The sequence below is a fragment of the Phenylobacterium sp. LjRoot97 genome (assembly GCF_964254345.1).
Taxonomy (GTDB): Bacteria; Pseudomonadota; Alphaproteobacteria; order Caulobacterales; family Caulobacteraceae; genus Phenylobacterium.
Window position 1 is genome coordinate 1570684 of the sequence record NZ_CAXUTH020000001.1, and the last position, 21560, is coordinate 1592243.

Genomic DNA, 21560 nt, shown 5'->3' on the forward strand with positions numbered 1-21560 from the left:
AGTTAGGCGTCGGCGTCGAAAGCGTCAAGCGATCGGCTGCGTTCCGGAAGGGGCGGAATTTTCGGCTGGCGGGAGGGCGCAGCTTATGGGTTACCGAAGACCATGCATTTCGCTCCCGCTGATCCGTCCGAACTGCCTGCCGTCGCCGCGCTGGTGAACTCCGCCTATCGGGGCGAGAGCTCGCGCCAGGGCTGGACCACCGAGGCCGACTATCTGGGCGGTCAGCGCACCGACGCGCAGACCCTGGCCAGCGACCTGGCGGCCAACCCGCAGGCGGCGGTGATGACTTTGCGCGACGAAGCCGGCGGGCCGCTGCTGGGCTGCGTCTGGCTGGAGCCGACCGAGGGCGGGGCTTGGTACCTGGGCATGCTGACCGTGCGGCCGGATCTGCAGGACCGCCAGTTGGGACGGACCATGCTGGCCGCGGCCGAAGCCCGCGTGCGCGAGTTGGGCGCGGATCGCGTGCGCATGACCGTCATCCAGATCCGCGACACCCTCATCGCCTGGTATGAGCGTCGCGGCTACGTCCGCACCGGTGAGACGCGGCCGTTCCCCTACGCCGACCTGCGCTTTGGCCGGCCGGCGCGCGACGACCTTGAGTTCATCGTGCTGGAAAAGGCGCTGTAATCCGCTCGGCGATCATCGGGACGAGCCAATCGGCGCGGTCGAGCAGGCCGGTGTGGGTCGTGCCGGGCAGGACCGCCAGGCGCGCGTCGGACAGCAGGGCGACCGTCTCTGCGGCGTGGTCGATACGCACGAAGTCGTTGTCGCCGATGGCGAGCAGCACCGGCGCGGCGATGGCGGCGACGTCGGCCTGGGCCCAGCCCTCCCAACTGGACACCATGACATTGATGCGCTCGACGCTCTGGTCGAAGGCGGCCGGATCGGGGGCGACGGCCTCGAAGGCCGCGCGCCAGGCGGCGAAGTCTTCTTCTGTCGGGAGCAGCGGGATCAACGCCTCGGACGGGACGTGGCCGGGCTCGCGCTGGAGCCTGATCAGGTCGTGCTGCATGCCGTCGAAGGTGTAGGACGCGCCGAGCGCCGAAAGGCTGGCGACCTTCGCCGGATGGCGGATGGCTGCGCCGAAGGCGACCATGGCCCCAAGACTGAAGCCCACCAGATGGGCCGTCGGGACCGTCAGGTGATCGAGCACCGCGGCGACGTCGTCGGCGAGGTCGTCCATCCGGACTGGCCCGTCACGGTCGCCGGTATGGCCGTGGCACTGAAGCTCGACGGCGATGACCGGGGCAAGAGCGGCCAGTGTCGGCAGCAGCCGGCCGGCGAAGCCGACCTCGATGGTCATCAGCCCGCCGTGCAGCAGCACGAAAGGGGGCATGTCGGCGCGCAGCGGCCCGCCGTGGATCTCGTAGTAGACGTCCAGGCCGGCGCGGGAGGCGTGGCCGCTGGTTGGTTTCATCGCGGATCTCCTAGGTTCGACTGTTCCAAGGACGTCGTCGACCGGCCAATTCCGACAGCGGCGCGTCATTGGTCTGTCGAGGAGCAACCACGGGTTTCACCTCATGGGCGCCGTCGGACCCCGCCGCCACGATCACCGCGCAGGATCGCCGCCACAAGGGGAAGTCGCGATGGGCAGTTCGAAAAGGACCAGGGGGCGGTGGATCGCCGCCGCCGCAGGCGGCGTCGCGCTGGCGTTCGTGGCGAGTCATGCCGAGGCCTCGGAGGGCGGGGCGAGCGTCTATCTGCTGGGGTCGGGTGGGCCGGGCGCGGCGATCGTGCCGCCGATCGAGGGCGTGTTCCTGGCCGACACTCAATACCATTACAGCGGCGAGGCCGGCGGGCAGCGTGAGTTCGTGATCGGCGGCAATGTCGTCGCCGGGCTGGAGGCCACGGTGAATGCGAACTTCGCCACCCTCCTTTGGGTGCCGACTACTGACCTGGCCGGCGGAACCCTGGCGGTGGGACTGGCGCTGCCAGTCGGCGGTCCTGACGTCGATGTTTCGGCGACCCTGACCGGACCCGGCGGCCGGCAGATCGAGCGCAGCAAGAGCGACTCCGCCTTCGTGATGGGCGACCCGCTGCTGACGGCGATCTGGGGCTGGAAGAGCGGCAAGACCCACATCGCGGCCAGCACCCTGATCAACGTCCCGATCGGCCAGTACCGAAAGGACAAGCTGGCCAATCTGGCCTTCCATCGCTGGGCCGCCGACGTGTCGCTGGCAGGGACCTATCTGAACGAGGAGGCCGGCTGGGACGTCTCGGGCAAGGCCGGTTTCACCTTCAATGGCGAGAACGACTACACCAGCTACGAGACCGGCACCGAGTTCCACGCCGAGGCGGCGGTCGAGAAGAAATTCAACAAGACCTGGTCGGCCGGTGTGCAGGGCTACTACTTCGAGCAGGTCAGCGGCGACTCCGGCGCCGGCGCTCGGCTTGGATCCTTCAAGGGGCGGGTGGCGGGCCTGGGCGTGACCGGAGCCTACAATTTCATGCTGTTCGGCAAGGCGCCGGCGACCTTGCGGCTGCATGCGATCAAGGAGTTCGAGGCCAGGAACCGCCTGGAAGGCGAGTCGATCTTCCTCGATTTCAGCATGCCGCTCTGGGTGAACATGCCGCCCGGCGCGGGATCCTAGGCCCGGATCGAGTCCAGCACCGCCTCGGCCGCGGCGTCGAGTTCGGCGTCGGTCCAGGTGCGGCCCTTGAGCTCCGACTTCAGCATGTAGCCGACCGGGGCGAAGAACAGGCTAGCCATCAGGTCGCTGGGCAGGTCCTTGAAGACGCCGCGCTCGATCCCGTCACGGCGCAGCCGGCCGACGGCGGAAGAGATCTGTTCGTGGGCGGCGCCGCCCTCGCGCTTGGAGAGCGAGGACTCGGCGAAGCGCTGGCCGAACATGAAGGACTCGGTGTCGGCTCGGTACGCCTCGTAGAGCAGTCGCCAGACCCGCTTGAGGCGCGCGTCGGGGGCCTCGTCGCTGTCTTCCCCGTCGATGATGGCCTCGAAGATCCTACGCTTGATGCCGCGATAGACCTCGATCAGCAGGTCGTCCTTGGACGGGAAGTGCCGGTAGAGCGTGCCTTCGGCCACGCCGGCGCGCGCGGCAATGGCCGCGGTGGTGGCGGATTCCAGACCATCCTGCGCGCCGATTTCCAGGGCGGCGCGCACCAGCTTGTCCTTGGTCGAGGCGGGCGTCGTGAGCATTGGCTCACAAATTGTCGGGCGAGACCTTCTGTCAAGTCTGCGCAAGCGTCGCAGCTTCGGGTTAGAACAGCGTCCAACGAACAAGGGAGCGGGACATGGATCTGGGATTGAAGGGCAAGAAGGCGGTCGTCACCGGCGCGTCGCGCGGCATCGGGCGGGCGATCGCCGACCTGCTGGCCGACGAGGGCGCCGACGTCGCGATCTGCGCGCGCAACGCCGATCAGGTAGCCGAGGCGGTCAAGGCGCTGGAAGCCAAGGGCGTGAAGGCGTTCGGCCAGGCGGTGGACATCGCCGACGGCCCGGCCATCCGCGCCTTCGTGCAGGCGGCCGGCGAGGCGCTGGGCGGGATCGACGTCATGGTCTCGAACGCCAGCGCCCTGGTGCAGGGCGCCGGCGAAGACGAATGGCGCGCGATGTTCGAGGTCGACATCCTGGGCGCGGTGCGCACCTTCGAGGCGGCGCGGCCGTTCCTGGAGAAGGCCGGCGAGACGCATGGCGACGCGGCGTTCCTGATCACCTCGTCGGTGTCGGCGGCCGAGGCCTCGAACGCCTCGTCCTACGGGGCGATGAAGGCGGCGCTGATCCACTACGCCAAGGGCCTGGCGCGCGAAAACGCGGCCAAGCACATCCGCGCCAACGTGGTCTCGCCCGGCACCGTGTTCTTCGAGGGCGGCGTCTGGGGCAATGTGAAGGCCGGCATGCCGGGCTTCTTCGACCAGATGATCAAGCGCAACCCGACCGGCCGGATGGCGACGCCCGAGGAAGTGGCCGCGGCGACCGTGTTCCTGGCCAGCCCGCGCTCGGCCTTCACGACCGGGATCAACATGCTGGTCGACGGCGCGATCTCCACGCGCGTCAACTACTAGGGCCAAGCCATTGGAATACGATTACTTTCAGCTGACGCTGGGGCGCGAGCGCGCGGCCCAACGGGTGCTGGCCGACCACCTCTACGGCTCGGCCGGCGTGCGAGCGGTGTTCGCGCCGCTGCTGGGGTTTGCTTCCGACCAGGCGCTGGTGCTGGCGGCGGCGGGGACACGGGTGTCGTTCACGCCTGGGATCGTGGCCAGCGACCGGATGCGGCTGACGCCGACTCTGCGGCCGGTCGACGAAGCGCCGCCGGAGCCGGGCGGGATCTACGTCCACAACTGGTTCACGATCGACGGCGGCGTGGTCGACGAGTTCGTGCGGCTGTCGGGCGAGGCCTGGCCCGACTTCGAGGCGCGGTTCGAGACCAAGATCTTCGGCCTGTTCCTGGCCGAGGAGGACGAGGCCGACCGCGAAACCGGGGCGCGCCGGCTGCTGCTGATGACCCGCTATCGGGACCTCGGCGAGTGGCAGACCTCGCGCGATCCGACCACCGACGCGATGGCCGTGTTCCTCCGCCGGCGGGAGCTGACGCGGGTGTCGCTGGCGCGGGCCTGCGTGCTGATGCCCCGGGAGGGCGCGAAATGATCGAACAGACCCTTGAAATCCCGCTGAGCGGCGGGACGAGCACGACGTTCATCGTGCGCCCGGAACGCGACGGGCCGCACCCGCTGATCATGTTCCTCATGGACGCGCCCGGCATCCGCGAGGAGCTGCGGGACATGGCCCGACGGCTGGCGAGCGCGGGCTACTACGTGATGCTGCCCAACCTCTATTACCGGGCCGGCGTGTTGGAACTGGTCCCGCCCGGCGGGGCGATGGATGACGCGCTGCGCGAGCGGATGATGGGCCTGATGAACGGGCTCACCATCCCGATGGTGATGGACGACGTCGAGGCGCTGGTCGCGTTCGCGTCGGGGCAGCCGGACGCCGACGTCAGCCGCATCGGCTCGGTCGGCTACTGCATGAGCGGCCAGTTCGCGATCAATGCGGCGGTGCGCCTGCCGCAGGTGAAGGCCGCGGCCTCGATCCACGGCACCTATCTGGTCACCGACGCCGACGACAGTCCGCACCTGGCGGCGCGCAAGAGTTCGGCCGAGCTCTACTTCGCCTGCGCCGAGACCGACCGCTGGGCGCCGCTGGAGACGGTGGAAGCGCTGCGCAAGGCCCTGGAAGCCGATGGGGCGCGGGCCGAGGTGGAGATCTATCCGGGCGCCGAGCACGGCTTCACCTTCCCGCAGCGCGCGCTCTACCAGAAGCAGGGCGCCGAGCGGCACTGGGAGCGGCTGAACGCGCTCTACCGGCGCAACCTGGGCTAGGGCGCCTGGCGCTCCACCGGCGCGACCCAGCCGTCCTCAAGGCTCTTGAGCGGGTGAGAGCCGGTGACCTGGCCCATGAACGGCGGCCAGATGTTGTAGCCGAGCAGGTCCTGCAGGCGCGGCGACATCGCCTGCACGCGCTCGCGCGGGACGCCGAGGTAGAAGTTCTCCTGCGTGCGGCCCCAAGGCTCGCAGTACTGGTTGGTGAAGGCCAGGCGGGGCGCGGCGCTGCGGTTGGCGCCGCCGCGGTGGACCAGGGTGCCCTGGAAGACGATGGCCGCGCCGGCCGGCATGACGACGGGGCGGAGCATCGCCAGCGCGTCCTGGGGCGACAGGGCGGCGATGTCGGCGTCGCTCCAGCGGTGGCTGCCGGGAATGATGTCTGTGGCGCCGTTGGTGTTGGTGAAGGCGTCGATCGCGCCGATCAGCGACAGGCTGATGGCCGGGCGCGGCCGCGGCTGGCGATAGAAGCCGTCGTCGGTGTGCAGGGCCTGCGCCGCCTCGCCGGGATAGATGCAGATCGCCTGGCTGGCGGTCAGCAGGTAGCCGGGCTGGAGGAAGCGGTCGAGGAGGGCCAGCAGCCGTGGTTCGGCGGTCAGGTGTTCGAACACCTTGCCGCGCGCGACCAGCGTGTAGACGCGCTCGGTCGAAAAGCCCTCGAAGGCGTTGCGGCCGTGATGCGAGCCCAGGTGTGGGGCCAGGGAGGCGCGCGCCGCCTCCAGAGCCGAGGCGTCGGCGAAGTCCTCGATGACCGTGTAGCCGTCGTCGGTCAGACGCTGGACGTGGGCTTCGATGTCGAACGGCTCGGACATGGCCGCCTCCCTATTTGGAGGCGAGTGTCTACTCGAATGACGGAAGGGCAAGTCCAGGACGTTCATTGTCCCAGATCATCGAGACGATGCGCCAGCGGCCGTCCGCCTCGCAGTAGAGCTGGATGGAGTTGATCCCGCGCCGCTCGGGCGGGGCCTCGCCTGGTTCGGTGCGCGCCTCGTAGGCGCTCCAGACCTGGGCCATGTTGCCGAACACGTTGATGCGGCGGGCGATCTCGACCTCGTAGAAGTCGTGCGCGGCGAAGAACGGCTCGACGTCCGCCTGGTAGGCGGCCGGATCCATGATCTTGATGTGCGGGCGGTTGTCCTCGCCGACCCAGGTGCGCATCTGGCGCGCATCAGGATGGAAGATCTCGGCCTGCAGGGCCCAGTCGCGGGGCCCCTGAGGCCCGGAGATCATGGCGTACATGGCGTCGACGACGGCGCCGATGTCGGTGGGATCGAAGGGCAGGGTTCTCATACGAAGAGAGCCTAGGCGCGGGGCCTAGGCTCTCCAATCGTCGCGCGACGAAAGCGGTCAGGCGCGCTTCGGAATGATCACCTTCATCGACTCGTAGCCCTTCACGAAGGTCGAGTAGATGCGCTTGGGCTCTTCCACGAGTCGGATGTCGGGGAAGCGCTTCATGATCTCTTCCCAGATGATCTGCAGCTGAAGCTCGGCCAGGCGGTTGCCGACGCAGCGGTGGATGCCGAAGCCGAACGACATGTGGTTCCGCGGACGGGCGCGATCGATGATGTAGTCGTTCGGCCGCTCGATGACCTCTTCGTCGCGGTTGCCCGAGACGTACCACATGACGACCTTGTCTTCCTTGCGGATCAGCTTGCCGCCGATCTCGATGTCCTGGGTGGCGCGGCGGCGCATGTGGGCCAGCGGCGTCTGCCAGCGGATGGTCTCGGAGACCATCGACGGGATCAGGTCCGGGTTTTCGCGCAGCTTCTTGTACTGATCCGGGTTCTGGTTCAGCGCCAGGATCGAGCCGGAGATGGTGTTGCGGGTGGTGTCGTTGCCGCCGACGGTCAGCAGCACGACATTCCCGAAGTACTCGCGCGGCGACATGTTCCGGGTTTCGGCGCCGTGGGCGAGCATGGAGATCAGGTCGCCGGTCGGTTCGGCGTTGACCCGCTCGTTCCAGCGCTCGGTGAAGTAGGCGTGGTACTCAAGGAAGATCTGCATCTTCTGCTCGAGGGTGTCGATCAGGCCGTGGCCGGGGACCGCAGTCACCACGTCCGACCAGTAGGTCAGCTTGCGGCGGTCGGCCTGGTCGATGCCGAACAGGGTGGCCAGGGTCATGGCCGTCAGTTCCATCGACACCTTGTCGACCCAGTCGAATTCCTCGCCGATCGGCAGGGAGTCGAGGATCGCAGCGGCGCGTTCGCGGATCAGCGGGCCGAGGATGGCGAGGTTGGCCGGGGCGACCGCTGGGCTGACCGTCTTGCGCTGGATGTCGTGCTTGGGCGGGTCCATGGCGATGAACATCGGCAGCGGGCCCTCGTCGCCGTTCTGGTCGGCGATGGTGATGCCCGGCTCGGACGAGAACGCCTGGTGGTTCGTGTCCACCGCCATGATGTCGTTGTACTTGGTGATCGACCAGTACGGGCCGTACTCGCTGTCGGCGGTGTAGTGGACGGGGTCTTCCTTGCGCAGGCGCTCGAAGTTCCACCACATCTCATTCGACTGGAAGAGAGCCGGCTGGGCCGGATTGATCTGGTCGAGCGGCGTCGAATAGGCCAGCGCGCGGGCGTCCTTGCTCAGATCGATATTGCCGTCGCTCATGTGAATCCTCCTCCAGTCCGATTGCGCCCCCGGTCTCAGCCAAAGATGACGCAGGCGTCAAGTTTTAGCGCGAGTTTCCACAGCCGTCTCATCCGATCTGCGTTCGAATGCAGTTTTTCTGTCGTTTTAAACTCCATAAAAGTGATAGGAATTAAGTCGACCTAGGCGTTTGGAGTTCGGATCAATGAGTCAGCGGCCCACGGTGGTGGTGATCGGAGCCGGGTTTTCGGGACTGCTGACGGCGTTGCACCTGGCCGCCGATCCCGAGGGACCGACCGTGCGGCTGATCGAGCGCGCCAAGGCGTTCGGACGCGGCGCGGCTTATTCCACAGCCAATCCCGACCACCTGCTGAACGTGCGGGTGGCGAACATGAGCGCCTATCCCGACGACGCCGAGCATTTCACCCGCTGGCTGGCGCGGCATGAAGGCTGGAGTTCGCACGGCGGCTTCGTGACCCGCGGCGTCTATGGCGACTATCTGCAGGACCTGCTGCGCGAAGCGCTGGAGACGACGGCGCCGGGCCGTCTGCTGCTGGAGCAGGACGAGGCCGTGGACGTGCAGCGGGCGGGCGAGGGATGGCGGGTGTGTCTGGCGCTCGGCCGGGAACTCGACGCCTCGGCGGTCGTGCTGGCGCTGGGCGTGCTGCGGCCGGCGGCCCCCGCCGCCGCGGGCGAGGCGTTGTTGGCTTCGCCGCGCTACATCGGCGATCCGTGGGATCCGAAGGCCGGGCTCGACCAGGAGTGGGGCGACGTGCTGCTGCTTGGCACGGGACTGACGATGATCGACGCCGCGGTCAGCTTGTGGCGGCCCGGCCGGCGGTTCTGGGCGATATCGCGCCGCGGTCTGACCCCGCGCCAGCATGCTCCGACGAGCGCGCAGACGGTGGAGATCGCGCCCTCCGGCGCCCCCCGGGAACTGCTGGCGGCGATCCGGGCGGCCTCGGACGACGGCCGCTGGCGCGAGACGATCGACAGCCTGCGGCCGCACGTGCAGGCGATCTGGCTCGGCTGGAGCCAGGCCGAGCGGCAGGCCTTCCTGCGACACCTGCGGCCCTGGTGGGATGTTCACCGCCACCGGCTGGCTCCAAGTGTCGCGCGGCGGATCGGGCTGTTGATGCGGGGACGCGAACTGGTCGTCCGGGCCGGGGAGGTGACGGCGCTGAACCTGACCCGCGACAATGTCGAGGTGGCGTGGCGTCCGCGCGGCGGTCATGTGATGCGGCGTCTGAGCGTGTCGGCGGTGGTCAACTGCGCTGGTTTGCTCGGCGACCTGGAGCGGGCCAGCGAACCGCTGTTGCAGAAGCTGCTGGCGCGCGGCCTGATCCGGCCCGACCCCTGTCGGCTCGGCGCCGAGGTGGACGTCGGATCACGGCTGATCGGGGCCGGCGGGCGGGCCGAACCGGGCCTGTTTGCGGTCGGGCCGCTGACCCGCGGGGCGTTCTGGGAGATCACGTCGGTTCCGGACATCCGCAGCCAGGCGGCCGGCGCGGCGCAAACGATCTTGAGCGGCGTGCGACGCGCGCGGGCGGCGTAACAGGCGTCACAGATGACGTAAGTTTAATGCGCCGGCCGCTACGCCTATGGGCGGCAAGTGTATTAAGGGCTCCAAAGGCTGCGGCGCCGGGGAACGGCGTCGGGTATGGGAGCACTCGATGACGACCTGGAAAACCCTGCTGCTGGGCGCGTGCGCGCCGCTGGTGTTCGCGGCCTGCGCGACGGCTGCGCCGGCGCCTGCGCCCGAAACCGCGCCGGCTCCCGTCGCCGAGGCGGCCAAGCCGAAGTACGGCACGTTCGGCTTCGACGTGGCGGGCATGGATACGTCCGTCGCGCCGGGCGACGACTTCTACGCCTACGCCAACGGCGGCTGGATGAAGACCACGGAGATCCCGGCCGACAGCGGCAGCTACGCCACCTTCGCCGTGCTGCGCGACCTGGCCGCTGAGCGCACCCGCGCGATCCTGGAGGACGCGGCCAAGACCGAGGCTGCGGCCGGCACGAACGCCCGCAAGATCGGCGACTACTACGCCAGCTTCATGGACGAGGCGGCGATCGAGGCGGCCGGCGCCGCGCCGCTGAAGCCGGAACTGGCGGCGATCGCGGCGATCAAGACGCGCGCGGACCTCTCGCGCGAGCTGGGCGCGACGCTGCGGGCCGACGTCGACGCCCTGAACATGACCGACTACACGACCGACCGGCTGTTCGGCCTGTGGGTCGCCGAGGACATGAACGACACGTCCAAGTACCGCCCGTACATCATGCAGGGCGGGCTGGGGCTGCCAGACCGCGCCTATTACCTGGACGACAGCGCGCGATTCCAGGACCTGCGGTCTAAGTACAAGGCGCATATCGCTGCGATGTTCGCGCTGGCCGGCTATTCCGACGGCGAGGCGCGGGCGGCCAGGATCCTGGCGTTGGAGACCGCGATCGCCAAGACGCATCTGAGCGTCGACGAAACCGGCGACGTGGCCAAGGCCAACAACGTCTGGATCCGCGCCGATCTGCAGAAGAAGGCGCCGGGCATCGACTGGAGCGCCTGGCTGCAGGGCGCCGGCATGAGCGAGCAGCCGACCTTCGGCGCCTGGCAGCCCAGCGCCATCGCCGGCATCGCCAAACTGGTCGGCGGCCAGCCAATCGAGACCTGGAAGGACTATCTGGCGTTCCACGCCATCGAACGCGGCGCGCCCTATCTCTCCAAGGCGTTCGCCGACGAACACTTCGCGTTCAATGGCACGGCGCTGGCCGGCACGCCGCAGCAGCGCGATCGCTGGAAGCGCGGGGTGGACAACGCCAACGCCGCCCTGGGCGACGCGGTGGGGCAGCTCTATGTCGAGCGCCACTTCACCCCGCAGGCCAAGGCGCAGATGCAGGAGATGGTGAAGAACATCCTGACCGCCTTCGACGCGCGGATCGACCGGCTGGACTGGATGAGCGCCGAGACCAAGGCCAAGGCCAAGGAGAAGCTGGCCGTGTTCCGCGTCGGGGTCGGTTATCCCGACAAGTGGCGCGACTATTCGGGGCTGGAGATCGTGCGCGGCGACGCCTACGGCAACTGGCGGCGCGGCGAGCTGTTCGCCTATCAGCGCAACGTCGCCAAGCTGAAGGTGCCGGTCGACCACGACGAGTGGTGGATGACGCCGCAGACGGTCAACGCCCTGAACCTGCCGATGCAGAACATGATCGTGTTCCCGGCGGCGATCCTGGAGCCGACCTTCTTCGATCCCAACGCCGACGCAGCGGTGAACTACGGCGCCATCGGCGGCGTGATCGGCCACGAGATCGTGCACGGCTTCGACGACACCGGCGCGCTGTTCGACGTGAAGGGCGACCTGAAGAACTGGTGGACGCCGGCGGACATGGCGCAGTTCAAGGCTCGTGGCCAGGCGCTGGCGGCGCAGTACAGCGCCTATGAACCGCTGCCGGGGCTGCATCTGAACGGCAACCAGGTGCTGGGCGAGAACATCGCCGACCTGGCCGGCCTGGCCGCCGCCTACGACGCCTATCACCTGTCGCTGAAGGGCCAGCCGGCGCCAGTGATCGACGGCTTCACCGCCGACCAGCGGTTCTATTTCGGCTGGGCGCAGAACTATCGCAGCAAGTTCCGCGAGGCCTCGCTGCGCCGCAACGTGCTGTCGGGCGTTCACTCGCCCGGCGAATACCGGGCGCTGACGGTGCGCAACCTCGATCCGTGGTATCCGGCCTTCGAGGTGAAGCCGGGGCAGGGCCTCTACCTGGCGCCTGAGCAGCGGGTGAAGATCTGGTAGCGCCGGTCGTCACGATCGAGGACCCACACGACGCGCGCATCGCGGCCTATCGCGATGTGCGCGAGCGCGACCTCGTGGGCCGGCAAGGCCTGTTCGTGGCCGAGGGCGAGGTGGTGGTGAGGGTGCTGGCGCGCTCGCCGCTGGTTCGCCCGCAGTCGCTGTTGCTGGCCGAGAAGCGCGTAGCGGCGCTGTCCGACGTGATCGCGGCGCTGCCGGACGATGTCCCGGTCTATGCCGCCGGCCAGGCGGTGATGGACGCGGTGGTGGGATTTCCGATCCACCGGGGCATCCTGGCGCTGGGCAGACGCGCGGCGGAGCCGAGCGCCGACGAACTGCTGGCCGGCCTGCCGGGCGACGCGCTGGTGCTGGTGCTGAGCGGCATCGCCAACCACGACAACATGGGCGGTCTGTTCCGCAATGCCGCGGCGTTCGGGGCCGACGCCGTGATCCTGGATCCGACCTGCTGCGATCCGCTGTACCGCAAGGCGATTCGGGTTTCGGTCGGGGCCGCGCTGCTCAAGCCGTTCGCGCGGCTGGGGGACGACGAGGATCTGCTGGAGGTCCTGGAGCGACGGGGCTTCCAGCCGCTGGCGTTGAGCCCGGCGGGACATACGACCCTGGCGCAGACGGCCCGCGCCGCGCGCACCGCGGTGGTGCTGGGCGCCGAGGGGCCTGGCCTGTCGAAGGCGTTGCTGGGGCGCGCGAAAACCGTCCGCATTCCGATGGCGGACGGCTTCGACTCATTGAACGTGGCGGTGACCGCCGGGGTGGTGCTGCACCACCTCGCCTTCGCGGCGAGGCGCGCGCCCGGTTAGCGGGCGCGGCGGATGCCGACGCTCTCTTCGGAGTCCTCGATCAGCGAGCGGGTCAGGTTCAGGATCGCCGTGCGCATCGACGGCTGCTGGACGCTGGCGAAGGCCTCGAGCAGTTGAACCGCGCCAGGCACGGCCAGCTTTTCGAACAGGCTCTCGTCGCTCATCGGGGTCGGCGTCTCACCGACCAGTTCGCCGACGGTGGTGTCGAGCTTCTGAGCGATACGCACGAGCATCGAAGCGGAGACGCGGTTGGCCCCGCGCTCATACTTCTGCACCTGCTGGAAACTCACCCCCAGGTGGTCGGCGAGGGTCGATTGGGAAATGCCGAGCCACTTGCGACGCACACGAATGCGGTGACCCACCGCAACGTCGATCGGGTCCGGTCCTTGGTCCTCGGAGTTCTCGTTCACTGAAAAACGTCCCTAATCACGTACCAAAGCGCGCGTTGGCTATCTGCCATAGGCGTATCGCGCCCGGCCACACCTATATCGTGAAACGGACGCTGCGCTGCAACAGAAAGTTAATCTTCGCTTATGACGAGTATCGGGGCGGCGTCAACGTGCTTGGCTGAGGTCAGGCGTCAGCCTTGCGGCCCTGAAGGATCGCTTCGATCTGGTCAAGCACGGCCAGGGCGACGTCCTCGCCCTCCTGGTCGCAGATCTCGCCGGCGCGCTTGATGATGTGGCTGAGCGCCACGCGGTCGCGCGGCCCGAGCAGGGCGGCCATCTGCAGCAACTCGCGAGTGTCTGTATCCATGCGCTCATCGCCGTCGAGGATGCGGCGGAAGTCGCCGGTCTCGCGAACGGCGTGGGTGATCTTGATCTCACTCATGGCGCATTGGCCGCGGCGTAAGCCGTAGCCTCCTCTTGCAACAAGTCGTCAGCCGCGATGAGCCGACAAAGGGGGAAAAGCGAATTCAGCGGCGTGCAGAGCGCCCGGCGCAGCTCGGGGGCGTCGTCCTCGCCGACAGCGACAGCGTCGCTCAGCACTTCGACCGGCAGCCGCAGGTCGGCCGCCGCGAAAGCGGTGGCCAGGACGGCGTCGGACAACGAAAAGCCGATCAGCGCCAGCGGGCCGCCGAGGCCCTGGGCGCGGCGGGCGAAGGCCGGATGCGAGAAGGCCGAGGGACCAGGGCGCACATAGACCGGTTCGGACGGCAGCGGCTCCAGGCCGGCGATCGGCCGGGCGGCCTCGGGGGCGCCTTCGCGACGGTGGACGTGCAGCACCGGCCAGCCGCGCGCTCTGGCCTGTTCCAGCACCCGTCGACAAACCGCGGCGACGGCGGCGGCGCCCGGAGCGGCGGACAGGCGGCCGCGCTGCAGGTCGAGGCAGACGAGGGCGGCAGGCAGCAATGAACTCATCGGGCGTGCGCACCAAGATTGGTGGCGGGGCGGGCGGCGGAACGATCGAGGACGCCGGCCTCGTCCCAGGCCCCTTCGGGGCGCAGCAGCACCATGGGATCGCTTTCGAGGGTCAGGGCGTCCGGCGGCGGCGCGCCCTCGACGACCATTTCGACATAGTCGTGGTCCGAGAACGCGAAGCCCTCGCGGCCGGGCCGGATGCGGGCGTTGAAATACTGTTCCCAGAAGGGGATCAGCCGGACCTGGCCGTAGCCGAGGATCTGCCGGTAGTTCTTCTTTTCGGCCAGGCGCTTGGCGGCGAGGATCAACATCAAGGTCGCACGCCCGCCGCGAAACTCGCGCCGCACGGCCACCCGCTCGACCTTGGCGAACTCGGCGAACCAACGCACGCGCAGCGTCCCGATGGGCTCGCTGTTGCGGCGCAGGACCAGGTGCGTCGTCCCGGCGAAGTCGTTGCCGTCATATTCCTCGTCATAGGGGCAGGCCTGTTCGCCCATGTAGACGAGCGAGCGGATCGCCATGGCCTGCATGATGTCGGGGAGGGTGCGGCAGATGACGATTTCGAGCTCGGCGTCGTCGATGTCGGTGACGGCGCGGGCGTCCATCGGCATGCGGACGTTGGCGTTCATCAGGCTGCCCTTCCGATGCGGGCCCAGGCGTCGGCCACGACCAGGCCGCCGGGCCCGGGGACCGGCCGGGCGCCGATGCGCTTGAGGAGCGTGCGTTCGCCGCCAGGCGTCGCTGCGCGGCCGTACAACGGGATGGTCGGGAAGAGGTCGCGGTGCAGCTTCACCGCGCCAGCCATCACCGTCGCACGACCGCGCAGCGTGGTCCCCGCCATTCCCCAGCCGTAGATGGCGACGACCGGCTCGCCCGGGCGGGCGGCCTGTTCCTGCGGTGGATTGACGCCGTCGAACACGCCCGCTGCGAGGCCGGGCAGCGCCGCGGCGGTCAGCGGGATGACCGCGATGACCCCGGCCAGTTGCCCGTTGACGCTGCGGAAGGTAAACGAAGACGCGTGGGTGAGATCCTGTAGCTGCGCAAGGGTCTCGACCGTGGCGATGTTCGGACTGACGGTCCGGGCGGCGAGTGCGCGGCCCTCGACGATGTCGTCGTGGGTGGCGAGAGTCATGCCGAGTTCGCTCAGTCCTCGATGACAGCGTTCGGCGAAATCGCGAATGATCATCATCACATCGCCTTCTTGTGTGAAGATGTGATTTGGTAGAGCGTCAATGTTCGAGTGTGCAGCCTCGAAGTTCGTATGGGGGCCCCACGGCCTTTTAGGTGCCGGATGGACAATGGCGACGGCGGACATGCCGATTGGGACGATATCAAAACCTTCGTAGCGGCTGCTCAGACGGGTAGTTTCGGCGCCGCGGCCCGCCGCCTGAAGACCACTCAACCCACGGTCACACGCCGCATCGACGACCTGGAGCTTCGCCTGGGAGCGAAGCTCTTCGACCGTGGTCTGCGGGGGGTTTCACTGACCCGGGCCGGCGAGATGGTTTACGACCGGGCGTTGACCATGCAGCGCGCGTCGCGGGACATCGAGCGCCTGAGCCTTGATCACGAGACCCCTGATGCGGGCGAGGTGACGGTCGCGATGCCCGAGGGGATCGGCGGCTACGTGACCGGCTTAGAGGTCGCCGATTTCGTCCGCGAGAACCCCGGCATCAAGCTGGGCCTGGACTGCGGATTCTATCCTGAGAACCCCGTCGACAGTCAGGTGGACCTCTCGATCCAGCTCATGGACGCCAGCGGGGTCCCGGAATTGACCGCTTCGCCCCTGGCGACGCTGCATTATGCGCTGTTTGCGTCGCGGGAGTACCTCGACACGTATGGGGCCCCCACGCGGATCGAGGCGGCGGTGGGCCACAGGTTCATCTATCACTCGGCCCAGGTCAGCAAACGCGGACGCTGGGGCGCAAAAACCTCGGCGTTCATGGAGCTGGCCGAGCCGGCGATGGTCGTCAATTCGTCGACGGTGATGCTGCACGCCATCCAGCGCGGCGCCGGGATCGGAGCCATTCCGACCGCGATTGTGGCCGTGGCGCCGGATCTGGTGATGTTGGACATCCCGCCGCTGGCCAGTTCCACGGTGTGGCTCTGCCATCACCGCGAAGCGGCCAAGACCGGCCGCATCGCGCGGGTCGCCGAGTGGCTCGGTTCGATTTTCGACGCCCGCGAGCGCCCGTGGTTCCGGCCCGAGTTCATCCATCCCAGCGAGTTTCGGGACTGGGCCTGGCCGGCGGCGACGGCCCGCGGTTGAGCGCCGGACCTTCCACAACCCCTTCAATCGAGCCTTAACTTTAGTCGCTCACGCTCATCCCGCTGATATCAAAAACGAAACGGGGGGATCAGCATGGCGGACGGCACGGCCGAGTCGCGTCCGTTTGGCCTGGAGATTTCCCAGGCGGTGTGCGACCGCGCCACGCGGCTCGCAAAGACCATGTTTTGTGCGCTTGAGACGCAGATCATCTTTCTGAAGGACGGCGAGGTCTGGCGCAGTCGCGATCCGGATTCGAGGATCGTCCGCCAGCGCGACAAGGCCGCCGAGCTGGTGCAGGCCAGCGGCGAGCTGCTGTGGGTCGAGGACGCGCACCTTGATCCCCGTTTCGCCGACAGTCCCTCGGTGGTCGGCCCGCCCTATCTGAGATCCTATGTCGGCGTCCCGATCCGCCTGGCCGACGGCTCGACGCCGGGCGTGCTGGCGGTGTTCGGCGATGCTCCGCGCGCGTTCGACGGCGCCCTGGCTGGGCGCCTGGGCGACCTTGCCGAGTTCGTCGCCGACGAGTGGTCGCGCGCCCAGGCCAGCCACGCACGCGAGCAGAGTCGCCGCGAACGCGACGCCATGCAGTCGACCCTGGCCGCCATCGTGGAGGCCATGCCGGTTGCGTTGGTGCTCACCGACCGCGAGATGCGGGTGATCGGGGCGAGCCCGCGCTGGATCCGAACGCTCGAGTTGGGCCAGCAGATCGTCTACGGCCGCACGATCCAGGAGCTGGCGCCCCACATGTTCGCGCGCTGGCAGGACGCCTATGATCGGGTGCTCTGCGGCGAGAGCATCAAGGCCGACCGTCTACAGGTGGTGGATCCCAGCGGCGGGACACGCTGGCATCGAGCCGAGTTGGCGCCATGGTACGGCGCCGACGGCGGCGTCGGCGGCCTGATCATCGCCAGCTACGACATCACCGACATGATCGAGGCGCATGAGGCGACGGAGCGCTCCGAGCAGCGGCTGATGCTGGCGATGGAGATCGCCGACATCCACGTCTTCGAGATGGACTATTCGCGTCGCGAGCTCATCAAGACCGGGGCTGAGGACACCTTTTTCACCGAACCGAAGACCTACGAAGAGCTGCACCGGGACATTTTCAGCACCATCGATCCGCGCGATCGGACCTTGGTCGAGGAGGCGTGGCGCGAGCATTTGCGGACAGGCGAACCCTATAGCCCCGAGTACCGGCTGGTGCGGCGCGACGACCGCGAAGTCTGGGCGATGGGCTCCACACGGCTGATTTCCGACGAACGCGGCCGGCCGCTGCGGGTCATCGGCGCTCTGCAGAACATCAGCGAGCGCAAGGCCGCCGAACGCGCCCTGGTCCAGGCCAAGGAGGACGCCGAGTCGGCCAACCGGGCGAAATCGACCTTCCTGGCGACCATGAGCCACGAGATCCGCACGCCGCTGAACGGGGTGCTGGGCATGGCGCAGGCGATGGCGGCCGAGAACGGCCTGTCGGAGATCCAGCGCGAACGGCTGGAGGTCATCCGTCAGTCCGGCGAGACGCTGCTGGCGATCCTCAACGACGTGCTCGACCTGTCGAAGATCGAGGCCGGCAAACTGGAGCTGGAAGAGGCGGACTTCGACGTCGCCGCACTGGCGCGCGGGGCCCATGCGGCCTTCACCGCCATCGCCAACAAGAAGGGGCTGTCGTTCGCGCTTGGCATCGAACCGGCGGCGCTGGGCGTCTATCGCGGGGATTCCACCCGCGTGCGCCAGATCCTCTACAACCTCGTGTCCAACGCCTTGAAGTTCACCGAGCAGGGCGAGGTGCGGGTCAATGTCGACCGGGATGCAGCGGGCCTGCGGCTCAGCGTATCGGACACCGGCATCGGCATTCCAGCACATCGCCTGACGGCGCTGTTCCAGAAGTTCGAGCAGGCCGACGCCTCGACCACCCGGCGCTATGGCGGAACGGGACTTGGCTTGGCGATCTGTCGCGAGCTGGCGGGCTTGATGGGCGGCGCGATCGAGGCGACCAGCGAGGTCGGCGCCGGCACCACTTTCCTGGTGACGCTGCCGCTGACCTGGGTCGGCGCGGCCCCTGCGCCGCCGACGCCGCCCAGCGTCGAGGCCCAGCAGATCGAAGCCTGCGCCTGTTCGACGCTTCGAGTGCTCGCGGCCGAGGACAACACGGTCAACCAACTGGTGCTGAAGACCCTGCTGCATCAGATCGGCATCGATCCGCACATCGTCGAAAACGGCGTCGAGGCCGTGCGGGCGTGGGAGAGCGGCGAGTGGGACGTGATCCTGATGGACGTCCAGATGCCGGTCATGGACGGGCCGAGCGCCTGCGCTCTGATCCGCGGCCGCGAAGCGCTGGAAGGGCGCGAGCGCACCCCGATCATCGCCCTGACCGCCAACGCGATGGCCCACCAGGTGGCTGAATACATGGCCGCAGGCATGGACGGCTTCGTCCCTAAACCGATCGAGGTCGGGCGGTTGTTCGAGGCGTTGCAGCAAGTCCTGGAGGCCGCCGGCGAAGTTCGCGCGGCCTAGAACCTGCGGCTAGAAACGCTGGTTAACTACGACTTTAGATAGAATAATTCCCGTGTCCGGGGCATTCGTGCGGTCAACGTACCGCTTGAGTGAGTCCCCATGGCCGCGCCCACTATCAGCATCACCGTTGACAAGACCGCCTTGAAGATCGGCGATGCAGCGAACGTGACGTTCACGTTTTCCACCGCGCCGGTCGGGTTCACCCTGGGGGATGTGAGCGTCTCGAACGGGGCGTTGTCGGGGCTCACCGCCACCGGCGATCCCTTGGTCTACACAGCGCTCTTCAGCCCGACGCCAGGCATGGCCGGAGCACAGGCGGTGCTGTCCGTCGGCGGCGGCACGTACGAGGACACGTTTGGCGCCCCGGGCACGGGCGGCTCCAGCCCGGCCATCACGATCGACACGCTCGCGCCGACCGTCTCGATCACGTCGTCGACCTCGGCGCTGCGGTCCGGGGAGACCGCGACGCTCACCTTCACCTTTTCCGAGGCGGTGACGGGCTTTGGGCTCGGCGATCTGTCGGCCACGGGCGGCACGCTGTCGGACTTTACGACCACCGCCAATCCCCTCGTCTATAGGGCGGTCTTCACGCCTAATGGCGGTTTGAGCGGAGCCCAAGGATCGGTGTCGCTTGCGGCGGGCTCCTACGCGGACATCGCCGGCAACAACGGCGGCGGCGGTTCCGGTCCGATGATCGCGGTGAACACGCTTGGACCGTCGGTGGGCATTACAACCTCGCATGGGACGCTCAAGGCCGGCGAGAGCGCCCTCATCACCTTCACCTTTTCCTCTCCGCCGACCGGCTTTACTGCCGGAGACATCGTCGTTTCGGGGGGAACGCTCTCCGGCCTCACCAACTTGGGCGGCGGGATCTACGAGGCGAACTTCACCCCGAGTTCCGGCGTGGACGCCGGGGTCGGAAGCGTTTCGGTGGCGTCGGGCTCCTACACCGACGGCCTCGGCAACGCCGGGGGTTCTGCGTCCGTCGCGCCGATCTCGTTCGACACCCGTGCGCCGACAGTTTCGATCGCGCTTGCTGATCCTGCCTTAGGGATCGGGCAGACCAGCGAGGTGACCTTCACGTTCTCGGAAGCCGTGACCGGGTTCACCGGCGCGGACCTGACGACGCCCAACGGCAATGTGTCGGGACTGAGCAGCACCGATGGGGGGATTACCTGGAAAGGCCTCCTGACGCCCACGCCCGGTGTCACGGACACGAGCAACATCATCACCGTCGACATGACCGGGGTCGCCGACCTTGCCGGCAATGTCGGCATAGGGTCGGCCGATTCCCCGAACTACGTCGTCGACTCCCAAAGGCCGACGGCGACGATCGTGCTGTCCAAATCGGCGTTCCTCGCAGGCGAAACGTCGATGGTGACGTTTACATTCTCCGAGGCGGTGACCGGCTTCACCGCGGGCGACCTGTCAGTTTCGAACGGCACGGTTACAGAACTGAGCAGCAGCGACGGGGGCATAACCTGGACCGGGACTTTCACGCCCAATGAGCATGTTCGTGACGTCAGCAATCTGATCACCCTGGACAACACCAGCTACTCCGATCTGGCTGGAAACACGGGAACCGCGGTGACGACCTCGGCCAACTACACGATCGACACCGTGCGGCCGACGGCGACGATCGTCGTTGCGGCCCCAGCGCTCAAGCTCGGCGACGCTTCAGAAGTGACGATCACCTTCTCGGAGGCGGTGAGCGGTCTGAACGAGACGGATCTGACCGTCGCGAATGGCGCGATAGGCCCCCTGAACACCGACGATGGCGGGATCACCTGGAAGGCGACCCTGACTCCGGACGCCAATGTCTCCGACGCGACCAACATCATCACGCTGGACATGACCGGGGTGACGAACGCGATCGGCAACTCAGGCACTGGGACAGCCGGGTCCAACAACTTCGCGATCGACACGGCGCGACCGACGGCGACGATCACGGTCGCCAGTTCGCAGCTACAAGCCGGTCAGACGAGCCAGATCACCATCGCGTTCTCGGAGGCGGTGGTGAATTTCGACAGCGCTGACCTGACGGTCGCCAACGGCGCGGTGTCGAGCTTGGTCAGCGCAGACGGCGGCAAGACCTGGATCGGAACGCTGACGCCGACGGGCGGTGTCATCGACGCGACCAACCTGATCGTGCTGGACACCTCGCTCGTCGCCGATCTGGCGGGCAATTCCGGCAGCGCCATTGCGATCTCCAACAACTACCAAGTCGGCTATGTCCCGCCCTCGCCGCAGGTGAGCGACGACGATGTGATCTCGCTGCCCGCGGCCGGAGGCTCGGTGTCGGCCGGCCGCGGCGCCGACAGCGTCGCGGGCGCGGGCGGCGACGACGTGATCCAGGGAAACACCGGCGACGACACCCTGACCGGCGGCGGCGGCGACGACATCGTCCGCGGCGGCCAGGACAACGACTTCGTACATGGCAACGCCGGCGCCGACCTGCTGTTCGGCGACCTGGGGAACGACAGCGTGTTCGGCGGCCAGGGCGACGACTTCGTCCAGGGCGGCCAGGGCGATGACTACGTGCTCGGCGACCTGGGAAGCGACACCGTGCTGGGCGGCCAGGGGAGCGACACTGTGGTCGGCGGGGCCGGCGACGACTACCTGTCCGGCGACCTCGGCGACGACGTGCTGGTCGGGGGAGCCGGGGCGGACCTGTTCAATTTCGCGGGCGGCGGCGGCCGCGACGTCGTGATGGACTTCTCGCACGCCGAGGGCGACCGCATCCGCATATCGCCGGCGGACGCTGCGAACTTCGCGGCGCTTTCGGCCAGGTTCAGCGAGGACGGCGGCAATACGGTGATCACCCTGGACGGGCAGACCATCGTCCTGGCCGGCGTGGCGAAGTCGGCGCTGAGCGCCGCCGACTTCGTGTTCGGCTGAG

21 protein-coding genes are annotated in these 21560 nt (G+C 68.0%); 11 read left to right on the forward strand and 10 right to left on the reverse strand.

Annotated elements, in window-relative coordinates:
* Positions 1-102: 102 nt before the first annotated feature.
* Entirely contained in the window at positions 103-627 is a 525-nt protein-coding gene (locus ACSQ2H_RS07635) for a GNAT family N-acetyltransferase (RefSeq protein WP_436060841.1), read from the forward strand.
* On the opposite strand, the gene ACSQ2H_RS07640 is transcribed toward ACSQ2H_RS07635, so the two are convergent.
* On the reverse strand, positions 602-1417 hold the full coding sequence (locus ACSQ2H_RS07640) for an alpha/beta fold hydrolase (protein WP_436060842.1): 816 nt from the start codon (positions 1415-1417) through the stop codon (positions 602-604). The two genes, ACSQ2H_RS07635 and ACSQ2H_RS07640, sit on opposite strands and share 26 nt — an antisense overlap.
* A gap of 169 nt (positions 1418-1586) precedes the next feature.
* Between ACSQ2H_RS07640 and ACSQ2H_RS07645 the strand changes: the two genes are divergently transcribed.
* Entirely contained in the window at positions 1587-2591 is a 1005-nt protein-coding gene (locus ACSQ2H_RS07645) for a SphA family protein (RefSeq protein ID WP_436060843.1), read from the forward strand.
* On the opposite strand, the gene ACSQ2H_RS07650 is transcribed toward ACSQ2H_RS07645, so the two are convergent.
* A complete protein-coding gene (locus ACSQ2H_RS07650; RefSeq protein ID WP_436060844.1) occupies positions 2588-3157 on the reverse strand; it encodes a TetR/AcrR family transcriptional regulator in 570 nt (189 codons plus the stop codon). The two genes, ACSQ2H_RS07645 and ACSQ2H_RS07650, sit on opposite strands and share 4 nt — an antisense overlap.
* A 95-nt stretch (positions 3158-3252) precedes the next feature.
* Here ACSQ2H_RS07650 and ACSQ2H_RS07655 point away from each other — a divergent pair, with 95 nt between their 5' ends.
* From ACSQ2H_RS07655 to ACSQ2H_RS07665, 3 genes are read left to right on the forward strand one after another with little or no spacing between them, the layout of a single operon-like run.
* Positions 3253-4023: an SDR family NAD(P)-dependent oxidoreductase gene (locus tag ACSQ2H_RS07655; protein ID WP_436060845.1), complete on the forward strand. Its 771-nt coding sequence runs from the start codon at positions 3253-3255 to the stop codon at positions 4021-4023.
* A 10-nt stretch (positions 4024-4033) separates the two neighbouring features.
* Positions 4034-4609: a hypothetical protein gene (locus ACSQ2H_RS07660; protein ID WP_436060846.1), complete on the forward strand. Its 576-nt coding sequence runs from the start codon at positions 4034-4036 to the stop codon at positions 4607-4609.
* A complete protein-coding gene (locus tag ACSQ2H_RS07665; RefSeq protein ID WP_436060847.1) occupies positions 4606-5340 on the forward strand; it encodes a dienelactone hydrolase family protein in 735 nt (244 codons plus the stop codon). The genes ACSQ2H_RS07660 and ACSQ2H_RS07665 overlap by 4 nt, the downstream gene beginning before the upstream one ends.
* Here ACSQ2H_RS07665 and ACSQ2H_RS07670 read toward each other — a convergent pair.
* From ACSQ2H_RS07670 to ACSQ2H_RS07680, 3 genes are read right to left on the reverse strand one after another with little or no spacing between them, the layout of a single operon-like run.
* Positions 5337-6152, reverse strand: a complete 816-nt coding sequence (locus ACSQ2H_RS07670; protein ID WP_436060848.1) for a phytanoyl-CoA dioxygenase family protein — start codon at positions 6150-6152, stop codon at positions 5337-5339. The genes ACSQ2H_RS07665 and ACSQ2H_RS07670 overlap by 4 nt on opposite strands.
* 28 nt (positions 6153-6180) lie before the next feature.
* Positions 6181-6630: a nuclear transport factor 2 family protein gene (locus tag ACSQ2H_RS07675; protein ID WP_436060849.1), complete on the reverse strand. Its 450-nt coding sequence runs from the start codon at positions 6628-6630 to the stop codon at positions 6181-6183.
* 57 nt (positions 6631-6687) lie between these two features.
* Positions 6688-7944, reverse strand: coding sequence for a cytochrome P450 (locus ACSQ2H_RS07680; protein ID WP_436060850.1), 1257 nt, complete (start codon positions 7942-7944; stop codon positions 6688-6690).
* Between the two features lie 184 nt (positions 7945-8128).
* On the opposite strand from ACSQ2H_RS07680, the gene ACSQ2H_RS07685 reads away from it, so the two are divergent.
* The 3 genes from ACSQ2H_RS07685 (at position 8129) to ACSQ2H_RS07695 (ending at position 12520) form a co-directional block, all read left to right on the forward strand.
* A complete protein-coding gene (locus ACSQ2H_RS07685) occupies positions 8129-9478 on the forward strand; it encodes an FAD/NAD(P)-binding protein (RefSeq protein WP_436060851.1) in 1350 nt (449 codons plus the stop codon).
* 118 nt (positions 9479-9596) lie between these two features.
* Positions 9597-11705 (forward strand): M13 family metallopeptidase, encoded by a 2109-nt coding sequence (locus ACSQ2H_RS07690; RefSeq protein ID WP_436060852.1) that lies wholly within the window; start codon positions 9597-9599, stop codon positions 11703-11705.
* 74 nt (positions 11706-11779) lie between these two features.
* Complete coding sequence (locus ACSQ2H_RS07695) at positions 11780-12520, forward strand: TrmH family RNA methyltransferase (RefSeq protein WP_436060853.1); 741 nt, start codon at positions 11780-11782, stop codon at positions 12518-12520.
* Here the strand turns inward: ACSQ2H_RS07695 and ACSQ2H_RS07700 are convergent.
* From ACSQ2H_RS07700 to ACSQ2H_RS07720, 5 genes are all read right to left on the reverse strand, one after another.
* Positions 12517-12930, reverse strand: a complete 414-nt coding sequence (locus ACSQ2H_RS07700) for a helix-turn-helix domain-containing protein (RefSeq protein WP_436060854.1) — start codon at positions 12928-12930, stop codon at positions 12517-12519. The genes ACSQ2H_RS07695 and ACSQ2H_RS07700 overlap by 4 nt on opposite strands.
* Positions 12931-13093: 163 nt before the next feature.
* Positions 13094-13351 carry a hypothetical protein gene (locus ACSQ2H_RS07705; RefSeq protein WP_436060855.1) on the reverse strand — a complete coding sequence of 86 codons (258 nt, stop codon included), beginning with the start codon at positions 13349-13351 and terminating at the stop codon, positions 13094-13096.
* A complete protein-coding gene (locus ACSQ2H_RS07710) occupies positions 13348-13881 on the reverse strand; it encodes an isochorismatase family protein (RefSeq protein ID WP_436060856.1) in 534 nt (177 codons plus the stop codon). Before ACSQ2H_RS07710 ends, ACSQ2H_RS07705 begins: the two co-directional genes overlap by 4 nt.
* Positions 13878-14510, reverse strand: coding sequence for a GNAT family N-acetyltransferase (locus tag ACSQ2H_RS07715; RefSeq protein ID WP_436060857.1), 633 nt, complete (start codon positions 14508-14510; stop codon positions 13878-13880). The genes ACSQ2H_RS07710 and ACSQ2H_RS07715 overlap by 4 nt, the downstream gene beginning before the upstream one ends.
* Positions 14510-15070 (reverse strand): hypothetical protein, encoded by a 561-nt coding sequence (locus tag ACSQ2H_RS07720; RefSeq protein WP_436060858.1) that lies wholly within the window; start codon positions 15068-15070, stop codon positions 14510-14512. The genes ACSQ2H_RS07715 and ACSQ2H_RS07720 overlap by 1 nt, the downstream gene beginning before the upstream one ends.
* Positions 15071-15172: 102 nt before the next feature.
* On the opposite strand from ACSQ2H_RS07720, the gene ACSQ2H_RS07725 reads away from it, so the two are divergent.
* From ACSQ2H_RS07725 to ACSQ2H_RS07735, 3 genes are all read left to right on the forward strand, one after another.
* Positions 15173-16150, forward strand: coding sequence for a LysR family transcriptional regulator (locus ACSQ2H_RS07725; RefSeq protein ID WP_436060859.1), 978 nt, complete (start codon positions 15173-15175; stop codon positions 16148-16150).
* A gap of 93 nt (positions 16151-16243) precedes the next feature.
* Positions 16244-18661: an ATP-binding protein gene (locus tag ACSQ2H_RS07730; protein WP_436060860.1), complete on the forward strand. Its 2418-nt coding sequence runs from the start codon at positions 16244-16246 to the stop codon at positions 18659-18661.
* Positions 18662-18760: 99 nt separating this feature from the next.
* Positions 18761-21559 (forward strand): Ig-like domain-containing protein, encoded by a 2799-nt coding sequence (locus tag ACSQ2H_RS07735; protein WP_436060861.1) that lies wholly within the window; start codon positions 18761-18763, stop codon positions 21557-21559.
* Position 21560: the final 1 nt, after the last annotated feature.

Coding starts and splice junctions, on each gene's coding strand:
- ACSQ2H_RS07650 (WP_436060844.1), bottom strand. CDS start 3,157: ATGCTCACGACGCCCGCCTCGACCAAGGACAAGCTGGTGCGCGCCGCC.
- ACSQ2H_RS07635 (WP_436060841.1), top strand. CDS start 103: ATGCATTTCGCTCCCGCTGATCCGTCCGAACTGCCTGCCGTCGCCGCG.
- ACSQ2H_RS07685 (WP_436060851.1), top strand. CDS start 8,129: ATGAGTCAGCGGCCCACGGTGGTGGTGATCGGAGCCGGGTTTTCGGGA.
- ACSQ2H_RS07705 (WP_436060855.1), bottom strand. CDS start 13,351: ATGAGTGAGATCAAGATCACCCACGCCGTTCGCGAGACCGGCGACTTC.
- ACSQ2H_RS07710 (WP_436060856.1), bottom strand. CDS start 13,881: ATGAGTTCATTGCTGCCTGCCGCCCTCGTCTGCCTCGACCTGCAGCGC.
- ACSQ2H_RS07680 (WP_436060850.1), bottom strand. CDS start 7,944: ATGAGCGACGGCAATATCGATCTGAGCAAGGACGCCCGCGCGCTGGCC.
- ACSQ2H_RS07645 (WP_436060843.1), top strand. CDS start 1,587: ATGGGCAGTTCGAAAAGGACCAGGGGGCGGTGGATCGCCGCCGCCGCA.
- ACSQ2H_RS07690 (WP_436060852.1), top strand. CDS start 9,597: ATGACGACCTGGAAAACCCTGCTGCTGGGCGCGTGCGCGCCGCTGGTG.
- ACSQ2H_RS07715 (WP_436060857.1), bottom strand. CDS start 14,510: ATGAACGCCAACGTCCGCATGCCGATGGACGCCCGCGCCGTCACCGAC.
- ACSQ2H_RS07725 (WP_436060859.1), top strand. CDS start 15,173: ATGGACAATGGCGACGGCGGACATGCCGATTGGGACGATATCAAAACC.
- ACSQ2H_RS07665 (WP_436060847.1), top strand. CDS start 4,606: ATGATCGAACAGACCCTTGAAATCCCGCTGAGCGGCGGGACGAGCACG.
- ACSQ2H_RS07720 (WP_436060858.1), bottom strand. CDS start 15,070: ATGATGATCATTCGCGATTTCGCCGAACGCTGTCATCGAGGACTGAGC.
- ACSQ2H_RS07730 (WP_436060860.1), top strand. CDS start 16,244: ATGGCGGACGGCACGGCCGAGTCGCGTCCGTTTGGCCTGGAGATTTCC.
- ACSQ2H_RS07735 (WP_436060861.1), top strand. CDS start 18,761: ATGGCCGCGCCCACTATCAGCATCACCGTTGACAAGACCGCCTTGAAG.
- ACSQ2H_RS07655 (WP_436060845.1), top strand. CDS start 3,253: ATGGATCTGGGATTGAAGGGCAAGAAGGCGGTCGTCACCGGCGCGTCG.
- ACSQ2H_RS07670 (WP_436060848.1), bottom strand. CDS start 6,152: ATGTCCGAGCCGTTCGACATCGAAGCCCACGTCCAGCGTCTGACCGAC.
- ACSQ2H_RS07675 (WP_436060849.1), bottom strand. CDS start 6,630: ATGAGAACCCTGCCCTTCGATCCCACCGACATCGGCGCCGTCGTCGAC.
- ACSQ2H_RS07640 (WP_436060842.1), bottom strand. CDS start 1,417: ATGAAACCAACCAGCGGCCACGCCTCCCGCGCCGGCCTGGACGTCTAC.